This is a genomic window from Synechococcus sp. N19, from assembly GCF_900474045.1.
GTDB lineage: Bacteria > Cyanobacteriota > Cyanobacteriia > PCC-6307 > Cyanobiaceae > Parasynechococcus.
Window position 1 is genome coordinate 129,469 of the sequence record NZ_UCNR01000018.1, and the last position, 12,257, is coordinate 141,725.

Here is a 12,257-nt window from a genome sequence, read left to right on the forward strand (position 1 = left end):
GCTGCGGGGTGTGGGAATTGGCTGAAACTGCAGCTTGAGGGCTGGCGTGGCGTTAAGTTGATTCTGCAAGAGTCCTTAAGAACCGTCGGTCGCGGGTGAACGTGGGGAAAAGCATTACCAACGGTTCAGGACGCTCCGGGACAGTGGCACCGGTCGTTCTCGCCATTCTTGATGGATGGGGTTACAGGAACGCGAGCGAGCACAACGCGATTCAGCAAGGCGGCACTCCTGTGATGGATGCCCTGTGGCATGCATATCCACACACCTTGATTGAGGCCAGTGGCTCCCATGTGGGCCTCCCCGATCAACAGATGGGTAACTCTGAGGTGGGCCACCTCACCATCGGAGCCGGCCGCATCATTCGCCAGGAGTTGGTGCGAATCAGCGACACGGTGCGCAGCAACCAACTGGGCGACACGCAGGCACTCAAGGAATTGGCAGAGCGCACCCAAGGACGAGGCGGCACCTTGCACCTGCTCGGCCTCTGCTCCGATGGGGGCGTCCACAGCCACGTGGACCATCTCTGTGGACTGATCCAGTGGGCAGCGGACAGCGGCATCTCTGATGTCGCCGTGCATGCCATCACCGATGGTCGCGACACACCGACCCAGAGCGCTCCGGGATACATCAGCCAGGTGGAAGCGGCCCTGAGCCAAAGCGGCGTTGGCCAGCTCGCCAGCCTCTGTGGCCGGTACTGGGCCATGGACCGGGACCAGCGCTGGGAGCGGATCGAAAAGGCTTACAACCTCTACACCAATCCCAACATCGCCGTCGACAGCCGGACGGCAGAGCAGGTGCTGGCGGAGAGTTATGCCGAGAACATCACCGATGAATTCCTCGAACCGGTGCGGCTTCAGAACAGCGTCATCAAAGACGGTGACAGCGTTCTGGTGTTCAACTTCCGACCCGATCGCGCCCGCCAGATCGTACAAGCGCTCTGCCTCACCGATTTCGAGGGCTTCGAGCGCAGCCACACGCCGAAATTGGATGTGGTCACCTTCACCCAGGTGGAACAAGACCTTCCCGTTCAAGTGGCCTTCCCCCCCGAGCCGCTCGACCAACTGTTGGGGCAGGTGGTGGCAGACGCCGGGCTGAAGCAGTACCGCACCGCTGAAACGGAGAAGTATCCCCACGTCACGTACTTCATGAACGGTGGCATCGAACAGCCACTGGCGGGAGAAGACCGTCACTTGGTGCCATCGCCGAGGGTCGCCACCTACGACCTCTCACCGGCGATGTCGGCGGAGCAACTCACCGACAGCTGTATTTCTGCCATTGAGAAGGCGGACTATTCGCTGATTGTGATCAACTACGCCAACCCCGACATGGTGGGGCACACCGGTGTGATGGAGGCCGCCAAGGAAGCCATCCAAACCGTGGATGCCTGCATTGGCCGGTTATTGGATGCGGTGGGACGCCAAGGCGGAACCATGCTGATCACGGCTGATCACGGCAATGCCGAATTGATGAAGGGTCCGGATGGCCAAGCCTGGACAGCCCACACCACCAATCCTGTGCCTGCGATCCTGATCGAAGGAGAACGGCGCAAACTGCCTGGCCATGGCAACGCCATCACACTGCGCGATAACGGGGGGCTGGCCGATATCGCTCCGACGTTGCTGCAAATTCTTGACCTTCCGCAACCGGCTGCCATGACTGGCCAAAGCCTGATTGCCCCCATGTCCAACATGGACCCCACCCCCAAGACCGCTCGCCTTCCTCTTTCCGTTTGATGCTTACCTCAATTTTGTCCTGGAGCTGGATCGGCACCGGCCTTCTGTTGATCGTCTTGGTGCTGCTCCATAGCCCCAAAGGTGATGGCATGGGTGGCTTGGCGGCAAGCGGCAGCTCCATGTTCAGCAGCGCCAGCAGCGCCGAAGCAACGTTGAACCGTCTGACATGGACATGCCTGGCGTTGTTTTTGACCTTGGCTGTGATCCTGAGTGCTGGCTGGTTGAACTAAACCAACCCGCTCACAAACTCAATTTCCAGCACACATATTTTGAAGGCAGCTTCAAGCTGATGGTTGGAATGCTGCTCATCAACTTGCCGCTCTGTTCCAATCAATTTTGCGACCAGAAGTTACACAAGAAAGCACATAGAGAACGAATCAAGAAGACTGAGGAACAACTTAGGCGGTATTGCAAGATCAACAAACCAAGAATTCTTCAAGCAGCCTGAATTAATGAGAACCCTAGCGGCCTTGAACTTAAGCCGTCAGACTTCAGATTCCAGAAACATTACTCAGGGCTTTGCAACCCTGATTTCAGAAAAGCGATTTCCTTGTAGACCCGATCAAGCTCGTACAACGTTTTTGTTTCCTTCTTTTCAAGGATTTCAACCCGCTTCAACAGATCCTCCAACAACTTGTTTTGCAAAGATTCAACCTGAACTTGCCTTTTTTGCACGCCTTTTGAGGGAGCAGAAGCCGTGCTGGCCGGGGAAAGAATGCCTCCATCCGTTTCGACATACAACAAGGCAAGACGCTCCAACACCTTGGAGTAGGCCTTGTCTTGTTGTCGGCAAAGGGCTTTGAAACGCTGCAGCGTCTCCGGAGCGAACTGGGCGGCGAAAGCTCCGGGGCGCTGGGGCATTTGTCCCGACACATCGATACACAGCAAGACGTTAGCCGGCACCTCTCCGCACCTCCCAATCCTTCATGGCCGGCAACCAACGCCGGCCCCAGGCGCCACATGTCTTGTAAAAACTAGTTCTTACAAGACAGCATCCGAACATAAAAAAGAGGCCCCGCAGGACCTCTTGGCATGACTTGAGTTCGGGTGGTCTCCCAACCACCCGAAGGTCGATCAGTAGTCGAAGTCGCCGCCGCCCATGCCGCCGCCGGCAGGAGCTGCTTCCTTCTTCTCAGGCAGATCAGCCACGATGCACTCGGTGGTGAGCACCATGCCAGCGATGGATGCGGCATTTTGCAGACCGGAGCGGGTCACCTTGGCGGGATCGACGATGCCGGCAGCCAGCATGTCGACGTACTCGCCGGAGGCAGCGTTGAAGCCTTCGGCACCAGCGCGAGCCTTGACGTTCTCAGCCACAACAGCGCCGTTGGCACCTGCGTTTTCAGCGATGCGCATCAGCGGAGCGGTAAGAGCAGCAGCCACGATGTTGGCGCCGATCAGTTCCTCGCCGGACAGGCTGGAGGCTGCCCACTGCTCCAGGGCCGGAGCCAGGTGAGCCAGGGTGGTGCCACCGCCAGGAACGATGCCTTCCTCAACAGCCGCCTTGGTGGCGTTGATGGCGTCCTCGAGACGGAGTTTCTTGTCCTTCATCTCGGTTTCGGTGGCCGCACCCACCTTCACCACAGCCACGCCACCGGCCAGCTTGGCCAGGCGTTCCTGCAGCTTCTCCTTGTCGTAGGTGGAGTCGGTCTCGTCCATCTGCTTCTTGATCTGTTCGCAGCGGGCGCCGACAGCCGCCTCGTTGCCCTCGGCAACGATGGTGGTGGTGTCCTTGTTGATGGTGATGCGACGGGCGGTGCCCAGCATCTCGAGCTTGGCGTTCTCCAGCTTGAGACCGGCATCTTCGGTGATCAGCTGACCGTTGGTCAGCACAGCCATGTCTTCCAACATGGCCTTGCGGCGATCACCAAAACCAGGAGCCTTCACAGCGGCCACGTTCAGCACACCGCGCAGACGGTTCACCACCAGAGTGGCCAGGGCTTCCTTCTCGATGTCCTCAGCAATGATCAGCAGAGGCTTGCCGGTGCGGGCGATTTGCTCCAGCACGGGCACCAGATCCTGCACCAGACCGATCTTCTTGTCGGTGAGAAGGATGTAAGGCTCGTCGAGGACGGCTTCCATCCGCTCGGTGTCGGTGGCGAAATAAGGGGAGATGTAGCCCTTATCGAAACGCATGCCCTCGGTGACCTCGAGTTCGGTCTCCATGGACTTGCCCTCTTCGAGGGAAATCACACCTTCCTTGCCAACCTTGTCCATGGCATCGGCAATCATCTTGCCGACTTCTTCATCGTTGCCAGCGGAGATGGTGCCGACCTGAGCGATGGCATTGCTGTCAGCGATGGGCTTGGCCATTTCCTTGATCTTGCTGACCAGGAAATCGGAAGCCTTGTCGATGCCCTTCTTCAGAGTGATGGCGTTGGCACCGGCAGCCACGTTGCGCAAACCCGCCTTGACCATGGCGTGGGCCAGAACGGTGGCGGTGGTGGTGCCGTCACCTGCGGCGTCATTAGTTTTGGAGGCGGCCTGACGGATCAGAGCAACACCGGTGTTCTCGATGTGGTCTTCGAGCTCGATCTCCTTGGCGATGGTGACGCCGTCATTGATGATCTGGGGTGCACCGAACTTCTTCTCGAGCACCACGTTGCGGCCCTTGGGACCCAGGGTCACGGCAACGGCTTCGCAGAGGATGTCGATGCCTTTTTCGAGAGCGCGACGGGCGTTCTCGTTGTAGATGATGCGCTTTGCCATGGAAGGCGGTTCCTAATGAAGAGGATGGTTAAAGGAGGCTGAGTTGAGACTCAAGCCGCAATGCAGCAGGGCTGATCTCAGTTGACGACAGCCAGGATGTCCTTCTCGGACAGCAGCACGTATTCATCGCTGCCGAGCTTGATGTCGGTGCCGGCGTACTTGCTGTAGAGGACCTTGTCGCCCACACCAACTTCGGGAGCCTGACGGCTGCCGTCGTCGTTGCGCTTGCCGGGGCCCACCTGAACCACTTCACCCACCTGGGGCTTTTCTTTGGCGGTGTCAGGCAGAAGGATGCCGCCGGCGGTCTTCTCTTCGGATTCAGAGACCTTGACGAACACGCGGTCGCCGAGGGGTTTAACGGTCGAGACGCTGAGAGAAACAGCAGCCATGGGTACTTGCAGGAGCAGGGACAGGGCGCAATGCGCCACGCATCGACGCGAGTTGGCACTCGATGCCGATGAGTGCCAACGTATGCAAGCGACCACCCCCCGGGCCATACCCCAAGCTGTGCGGGTGACCGAACCGGGGGGGCGCAACCACAGCGGTGGTATGGTTGCGCCGCTCTGAATGGGTCCGAGCGCGCAGCGCCTGTTCCCGCAACTCTCCTTCCTATGGTCGCTTCTGCTCCTGCATCTGCTGGCACCAAGGGTGTGATCCGTCAGGTGATCGGCCCGGTTCTGGACGTTGAATTTCCCGCCGGGAAACTGCCCAAGATCTATAACGCCCTGCGCATCGAGGGGAAAAACCCCGCAGGTGACGACGTCGCTCTGACCGCTGAGGTTCAACAGCTTCTGGGTGATCACCGGGTTCGTGCCGTTGCCATGAGTGGCACCGACGGTCTGGTGCGCGGCATGGAAGCCGTTGACACCGGTGCACCGATCTCCGTACCCGTGGGTGAAGGCACCCTCGGCCGCATCTTCAACGTGCTGGGCGAGCCCGTCGACGAGCAGGGCCCCGTCAACACCACGGCGACCGCTCCCATCCACCGGGATGCCCCCAACATCACTGAGCTTGAGACCAAGCCCAAGGTGTTCGAGACCGGCATCAAGGTGATCGACCTCCTGGCTCCCTATCGCCAGGGCGGCAAGGTCGGCCTGTTCGGCGGCGCCGGCGTGGGCAAGACCGTGCTCATTCAGGAGCTGATCAACAACATCGCCAAGGAGCACGGCGGTGTGTCTGTGTTCGGTGGTGTGGGTGAGCGCACCCGTGAGGGCAACGACCTCTACGAGGAATTCAAGGAATCCGGCGTGATCAACGCCGGCGACCTGTCCAAGTCGAAGGTGGCCCTCTGCTACGGCCAGATGAACGAGCCCCCCGGCGCCCGGATGCGTGTGGGCCTCTCCGCTCTGACCATGGCTGAGCACTTCCGCGACGTGAACAAGCAGGACGTGCTGCTGTTCGTGGACAACATCTTCCGCTTCGTGCAGGCCGGCTCCGAGGTGTCCGCACTGCTGGGTCGCATGCCTTCTGCTGTGGGCTACCAGCCCACCCTGGGCACCGACGTGGGTGCCCTGCAGGAGCGTGTTGCATCCACCGTTGAAGGTTCGATCACCTCGATCCAGGCCGTTTACGTGCCTGCTGACGACCTGACCGACCCCGCACCGGCCACCACCTTTGCCCACCTCGACGCCACCACGGTGCTGAACCGTGCCCTGGCTTCCAAGGGCATCTACCCCGCTGTGGATCCTCTGGATTCCACCAGCACCATGCTCCAGCCAGCTGTGGTGGGTGATGAGCACTACCGCACCGCCCGCGCTGTGCAGTCCACCCTGCAGCGCTACAAGGAACTGCAGGACATCATCGCAATTCTGGGTCTCGACGAACTGTCGGAAGACGACCGTCGCACCGTGGACCGTGCCCGCAAGGTGGAGAAGTTCCTCTCCCAGCCTTTCTTCGTGGCTGAAATCTTCACCGGCATGCCCGGCAAGTACGTGAAGCTGGAGGAGACCATCGCTGGTTTCAACCAGATCCTTTCCGGTGAGCTGGACAGCCTCCCCGAAGCCGCCTTCTACCTGGTGGGCAACATCGAGGAAGTGAAAGCCAAGGCCGAGAAGATCGCCGCCGAAACCAAGTGATCCCTGCGGGGGTGTGATTCACACCCCCGATCACGTGTTTCTCGACAGTCCGTTCTCTTTTCGAACCAAGGTTCATGTCCCTCACCCTCCGCGTGCTGGCAACAGACCAGAACGTCTTTGATGGCAGCGCCGACGAGGTGATCCTGCCCAGTACCACCGGTCAACTCGGCATCCTGCCCGGCCACATCTCCCTGCTCACCGCCATCGACATCGGTGTACTGCGGGTGCGTGCCAACGGTGCATGGAACTCCATCGCTCTGATGGGTGGTTTCGCCGAAGTGGATGCTGATGAAGTCACCGTTTTGGTGAACAAGGCCGAACTTGGCAGCTCCATCGATGCCGCCACCGCCGAAGCCGCTTTCCAGAAGGCCTCCACCGTGGTGGCTGGCATGGAAGGCCAACCCGCTTCGCCGGAAAAACTCAAGGCACAGCAACAGCTGAATGAAGCCCGCGCTCGCCTTCAGGCCAGCAAAACGGCCGACTGATTCATCCCCCTGTTTCAAGGATGACGTCGCCAAAGGCCAGGGGTTACCGCCCCTGGCCTTTTTCGTGGTGTGGTTTGTCCGTTCGTTTTCCCAACACCAGCCAAGCCACGTGAAGGCATAAAAAAACCTGCCCGAAGGCAGGTTTGCATCATCAACTTGAAAAGCGGAATCAGGCGGTACCGCAGAAGGTGACGTCGGGGAACTTGGCCTTGGCCTCGTCGAGGCTCTTGCCTTTGCCCTCTTCCTGCCAGTAGTTGATCACCTCAGTGGCCTGGTTGAGCACTTCAACCCGCTCGTTGTCAGTGATCCAGCTCTTGCCTTCCAGCTCGGTCTTGAGGCTTTCCCAGGCATCCTCACGGGGCCAGAAGAAGTAGGAGGTGAGGGGGCTGGGGCCACCGCCAACGATCTGATCAACCGCAAGGGCCACGTTGTCGGGAAGCCAGAGGATCTTCAGCAGGAAGCGGCCCTCATCGGCCTTGGGGGTGTAACCGGAAGGAACACCATCAGCATCGATGGTGGCCGTGGCCAGAGCCGCGGCGGCGCCCTTCAGCACAGGACGGCCTTCAGCTTCGCTGGCTGCAGGCTTTTCAGTGGTTTCAGCTGCCTGGGTGGCGCCTTCAGCCGCGTCGGCGGACGGAGTCGCGACCTCCTGGTCGGTAGGGGCAGCGCCTTCGGTGACCGTCATGGTGTCAGCGCTCAAGACAGAAATACAAACAACTAACCTACCAGCCGCTCCCCATTGGACGTTCTGGGATCCCTAACCATCCTGCTGTTCGACATCGATGGTGTGATCCGCGATGTCGCGGGCAGCTATCGACGGGCCCTTCAATGCACTGTGCAGCACTACTGCGGTTGGCAGCCCAGCGCTGATGTCATCGATGCGTTGAAGGCTGAAGGAGCCTGGAACAACGACTGGGACGCCAGCCTTGAACTTCTGCGGCGCCATGGTGCTGAGCTGCCGGATCGCGCCGCGCTGATCGATGTGTTCAGCGGCTTCTACTTCGGCGGAGATCCGGACGGAGACCCCAGCCAATGGACGGGCTTCATCGGTGATGAGCCTCTTCTGGTGGACGCCAGCTTTTTCACCACGCTGTCGAAGCGCGAGTTGCGCTGGGGATTTGTGAGTGGCGCGGAACCACCCTCAGCCCGCTTCGTGCTTCAACAGCGCCTGGGGCTCCAGGACCCGCCCCTGATCGCGATGGGAGATGCCCCCGATAAACCGGACCCCACAGGCTTGATCCGCCTGGCCAAAGCACTGGGGGCCAGTGCCGAGGGAGTTCAGGTGGCCTATCTCGGCGACACCGTGGCCGATGTGCACACCGTGATCCAGGCCCGGGAACGCTGGCCGGAACAACCATTCGTAAGCCTGGCGGTGGCACCGCCTCACCTGCAAACCCCAGAGCAGGCTGCGGCGCGCGACATCTATGAGCAACGGCTGCGGGAGGCGGGCGCTGATCAAGTGCTGACGACCACTGAAGCGGTCTTGCAGTGGGAAGGAGCTGCGGGATAAGGGCAACTGCGGTCCGCGAAACTCCCCGCTGATCGAGGCGATCAGCGCTCCATTGCAGCAACGCTCTTGAGGGCGCCGGCAGTGAGCACCTCATGTCCGGTCTCGGTGACGGCAACGTCGTCTTCGATGCGGATACCGATGCCTTTCCAGCGATCGTCAATCTCTGGCTGTCCTTCCGGCACGCTGAGGCGATCGCTGACGTAAAGACCGGGCTCAACGGTGAGCACCATGCCTGGCTCCAGCGGCGCAGGTTGCTCACCGAGCCTGTAGGCCCCCACGTCATGCACATCCAGACCAAGCCAATGGCCGGTGCGGTGCATGTACAGGTGGCGGTAGTCGCCTCGCTCGATGATGCCGTCCACATCCCCGATCAGCAGGCCCAGGTCCACCAGGCCCTCCACCAGAATTCGCAGGGCGGTGTCGTGCACCGCCTCCGCCGTGCCGCCGGGAGCCACAACGGCAACTGCAGCTTCCTGAGCCTCCAGCACCAAGCTGTAGAGCTCCCGCTGTTCCGCCGTGAAGCGGCCATTCACCGGGAAGGTACGGGTGATGTCGCCGTTGTAGTAATCCTCCAGCGAACAACCGGCATCGATCAGCAGCAGGTCACCGTCCTGCAGCGGGGCCGTATTGGCGGTGTAATGCAGCACGCAGGCGTTATCACCACCAGCGACGATGGATCCGTAGGCAGGACCGCGGGCCCCGTTGCTGCGGAAGTGGGCCTCCATTGCCGCCTGCACCTCGGCTTCGTTCATGCCCGGACGGGTCATCGTTCGGGCTAGCTCGTGGGCTTCTGAGGAGATGCGGCAGGCCTCCCGCAAACGCTCCAACTCATGGGACTCCTTGCGCAGCCGCAGGCGATGCAGGATCGGCGTTGGTGCCACCAGGCCCAGGGCCGCCGTCCCCGTGCGGGCATAGGTGTCCAGTTGCCGCCCCCAGGCCGAAAGCACCATCGATTGCACCGATGTATGGCGGCCCACCCGGAAGGCGATGGCTTCGGCACCGGCGAGGTACTCGGGCAGTTTTTCGCTCAACTGATCCAGCGGATGGGCCAGGTCCGCCCCATAGCGCTCCACCGCGCCTTCGGTGCCCCAGCGGAAGCCGGTCCACACCTCAGCCGCCGGGTCCTTGGGCTGCACAAACAGCACGTAGCGCTCCCCTTCCGGTCGATGCGGCAGCAGCAGAGCCACCGCATCCGGTTCATCAAAACCGGTGAGATAAAAGAAATCGCTGTCCTGCCGGAAGGGCCATTCGCAGTCGGCGTGATGGGTCGCCAATGCCGCGGCCGGAATCACCGCGGCGGCAGCGCCGAGTTGCTCCATGAACAGGGCGCGACGACGCGCGTGGATGCCGGAGTCGAAACCGTTCACAGCAGCAGAGCGTTCAGGGGAACAGGATGGCAGTTGGCAAGGCCGAACTGGCCAGGGCCTCTACGATGCAAGGAGTTTCAGACGGCAATGAGCTCCGATCTCCTGGTGCTGTTGCTGCTGGTTTTGGTGGTGCTGCTGGGTTCGGCCCTCTGTTCCGGAGTGGAAGCCGCTCTGTTGACCGTGAGTCCAATCCGAGTGCACGAGCTGGCGGCCCGGGAACGTCCCGTGGCCGGGGCACGGCGGCTGGCGCAGTTGCGTCAACGGCTGGGGCGCACCCTGTCGGCTCTGGTGATCGCCAACAACGGCTTCAACATTTTCGGCAGCCTGATGCTGGGCGGTTATGCCGCCTGGGTGTTCGAGCAGCGCAACATCAGCGGTGTGGCACTGCCGGTGTTCTCAGTGGGTCTGACTGTCCTGGTGATCCTGCTGGGTGAAATCCTGCCCAAAGCCCTCGGAAGCCGTCTGGCCCTTCCGGTGGCCCTGGCCAGCGCACCCCTGTTGCATTGGCTCGGCCTGGTGCTCAGGCCGCTGGTGCTGCTGCTGGAACGGATGCTGCCGGCCATCACCGCCGAAGCGGAACTCAGCACCAATGAAGAGGAGATCCGTCTGCTGGCTCGCCTGGGCTCCCAGAAGGGAGAGATCGAAGCCGATGAAGCCGCGATGATCGGCAAGGTGTTTCAGCTCAACGACCTCACCGCCCGCGACCTGATGACGCCGCGGGTGGCGGCACCCACCCTGGATGGGAGCCTCAGCATCGAAGCCCAGCGGGCCAAGCTGATGAGCACGAACGACCCCTGGTGGGTGGTGCTGGGCGATCAAGTGGACAAGGTGCTTGGCGTGGCCAGCCGCGAGCGCGTGCTCACTGCCCTGTTAGAGAACCGCGGCCTGCTAACACCCGTTGACCTCTGCGAACCGGTGGAATACGTGCCCGAGATGATCCGGGCTGATCGACTGCTGACGGGCTTCCGGCGCGACAGCGGTGGTGTGCGCGTGGTGGTGGATGAATTCGGTGGCTTTGTCGGCGTGATCGGTGCCGAATCGGTGCTGGCCGTGCTGGCCGGCTGGTGGCGCAAGCCGGCAGCATGAGCGGGATGCAACCCACCCCGCCCCATACCGTTGAGCGCTGCCAGCTGCTGCTGGAGCACTGGCGCAGTCAGCTTCAGCTGAGCCCACGGGACCAGGGACTGCTGGGGGGTGAATTGCGGCTGCTGGATCGTCAGCTGCAACGGCTGCAGCAACAACGCCTGCGCATTGCTCTGTTTGGTCGGGTGGGGGTCGGCAAATCCAGCCTGATCAATGCCTTGATCCGCCGGCCACTGCTGGCAACGGATGTCGCCCACGGCAGCACCCGCCATCAGCAGGCGGTGGACTGGCCCGTGGAGATTGCCGGGCTGACCAGGGTGGAACTGGTAGACACCCCCGGCATTGATGAAATCGATGCCGCCGGGCGGGCTCGCTTGGCCTCCCGCGTAGCTATGGGGGCTGATCTGGTGCTGCTGGTGGTGGACAGTGACCTGACCCGGGCCGACCTGGAGGCCTTACAAACGCTGCTGGAGAGCGGCAAGCCCCTGCAGCTGGTGCTGAACCGGAGCGACCGCTGGCCAGAGCAGGAACGTGCCGAACTGCTGCGCAGCATCCGCGCCCGGCTGCCGGTGGATCTACCGATCACCGCGGCAGCGGCAGCGCCCCGCAGCCCCCAAATCCAGGCCGATGGGCGGGTGCGCAGCACGATCACGACGCCGCAGGTGCAGGATCTGCAGAAGCAGCTCTGCCGGCAGCTGGAGAACGAAGGCACCCTGCTGTTGGCGATTCAGTCGCTGCGCCAGGCCGACCGCTTCCAGAGGGCCTGCCAAGCACTGCGGCTGCAACAGCACCGCCGCACGGCCCAGAGCCTTATCGGTCGTTATGCAGCCGCCAAAGCCACCGGCGTGGCCGTCAACCCTGTAATGGCATTGGACATGGCCGGAGGCATGGCCTGCGACACCGCCCTGGTGCTGCAGCTCAGCCGTCTCTACAACCTGCCGATGACGCCAGCGGCGGCACGGCTGCTGCTCACCCGACTCTCCAGCCACAACGCCTTGTTGGGCGGGGTGCAGCTGGGGCTGGCGGCCCTCAAGCAGGCCCTGCTGCTGCTGGTGCCGGTGAGCGGCGGCGCCAGCATGGCACCTGCAGCCCCGGTGGCCGTGGCCCAGGCCGCCCTGGCGGTGCATGCCAGCCGCCGAACGGGGCGTCTGGTGGCGCAGCAGTTGCTGCGACGGCGCGGTGGACAACCCGGTTCGCTGTTACGCCGCCTGGCCGAACGAGATCCCGTGGTGCACCACTGGCTGTTGCGCTGGCCCAAAGCCCTGGAGCAGGATCTGCAACCACTGCTGCCCTGA

Annotated in this window: 12 protein-coding genes; 7 read left to right on the forward strand and 5 right to left on the reverse strand. The window is 62.0% G+C overall.

Translation table 11 applies throughout. The annotated features are described in order from the left end of the window. Positions 1–95: 95 nt before the first annotated feature. Together gpmI and secG are read left to right on the forward strand one after the other, a co-directional pair. Entirely contained in the window at positions 96–1,733 is a 1,638-nt protein-coding gene (gene gpmI / locus DXY02_RS11625; RefSeq protein WP_114989489.1) for a 2,3-bisphosphoglycerate-independent phosphoglycerate mutase, read from the forward strand. Then, on the forward strand, positions 1,733–1,963 hold the full coding sequence (gene secG / locus DXY02_RS11630) for a preprotein translocase subunit SecG (RefSeq protein WP_114989490.1): 231 nt from the start codon (positions 1,733–1,735) through the stop codon (positions 1,961–1,963). Before gpmI ends, secG begins: the two co-directional genes overlap by 1 nt. A 277-nt stretch (positions 1,964–2,240) precedes the next feature. Here secG and DXY02_RS11635 read toward each other — a convergent pair whose 3' ends face one another. The 3 genes from DXY02_RS11635 to groES form a co-directional block, all read right to left on the reverse strand. Then, positions 2,241–2,594 (reverse strand): hypothetical protein, encoded by a 354-nt coding sequence (locus DXY02_RS11635; protein WP_006851842.1) that lies wholly within the window; start codon positions 2,592–2,594, stop codon positions 2,241–2,243. Positions 2,595–2,807: 213 nt separating this feature from the next. Further along, a complete protein-coding gene (groL, locus tag DXY02_RS11640) occupies positions 2,808–4,442 on the reverse strand; it encodes a chaperonin GroEL (RefSeq protein WP_006851861.1) in 1,635 nt (544 codons plus the stop codon). A 77-nt stretch (positions 4,443–4,519) separates the two neighbouring features. After that, positions 4,520–4,831 (reverse strand): co-chaperone GroES, encoded by a 312-nt coding sequence (gene groES, locus DXY02_RS11645; protein ID WP_006850452.1) that lies wholly within the window; start codon positions 4,829–4,831, stop codon positions 4,520–4,522. 222 nt (positions 4,832–5,053) lie between these two features. Between groES and atpD the strand changes: the two genes are divergently transcribed. Beyond that, complete coding sequence (atpD, locus tag DXY02_RS11650) at positions 5,054–6,517, forward strand: F0F1 ATP synthase subunit beta (protein ID WP_114989491.1); 1,464 nt, start codon at positions 5,054–5,056, stop codon at positions 6,515–6,517. Positions 6,518–6,591: 74 nt separating this feature from the next. Then, positions 6,592–7,002 (forward strand): ATP synthase F1 subunit epsilon, encoded by a 411-nt coding sequence (gene atpC, locus DXY02_RS11655; RefSeq protein WP_114989492.1) that lies wholly within the window; start codon positions 6,592–6,594, stop codon positions 7,000–7,002. Positions 7,003–7,171: 169 nt separating this feature from the next. Here atpC and DXY02_RS11660 read toward each other — a convergent pair whose 3' ends face one another. Further along, positions 7,172–7,687, reverse strand: coding sequence for a 30S ribosomal protein PSRP-3 (locus DXY02_RS11660; RefSeq protein ID WP_114989493.1), 516 nt, complete (start codon positions 7,685–7,687; stop codon positions 7,172–7,174). 54 nt (positions 7,688–7,741) lie between these two features. On the opposite strand from DXY02_RS11660, the gene DXY02_RS11665 reads away from it, so the two are divergent. Continuing rightward, positions 7,742–8,512 (forward strand): TIGR01548 family HAD-type hydrolase, encoded by a 771-nt coding sequence (locus tag DXY02_RS11665; protein WP_114989494.1) that lies wholly within the window; start codon positions 7,742–7,744, stop codon positions 8,510–8,512. 41 nt (positions 8,513–8,553) lie between these two features. Here DXY02_RS11665 and DXY02_RS11670 read toward each other — a convergent pair whose 3' ends face one another. Further along, the gene (locus DXY02_RS11670; protein ID WP_114989495.1) at positions 8,554–9,879 is read right to left on the reverse strand and encodes an aminopeptidase P N-terminal domain-containing protein; all 1,326 of its coding nucleotides are present in this window, start codon (positions 9,877–9,879) and stop codon (positions 8,554–8,556) included. 87 nt (positions 9,880–9,966) lie between these two features. On the opposite strand from DXY02_RS11670, the gene DXY02_RS11675 reads away from it, so the two are divergent. After that, entirely contained in the window at positions 9,967–10,965 is a 999-nt protein-coding gene (locus DXY02_RS11675) for a CNNM domain-containing protein (RefSeq protein ID WP_114989496.1), read from the forward strand. Beyond that, on the forward strand, positions 10,962–12,257 hold the full coding sequence (locus DXY02_RS11680; protein WP_114989568.1) for a GTP-binding protein: 1,296 nt from the start codon (positions 10,962–10,964) through the stop codon (positions 12,255–12,257). The genes DXY02_RS11675 and DXY02_RS11680 overlap by 4 nt, the downstream gene beginning before the upstream one ends.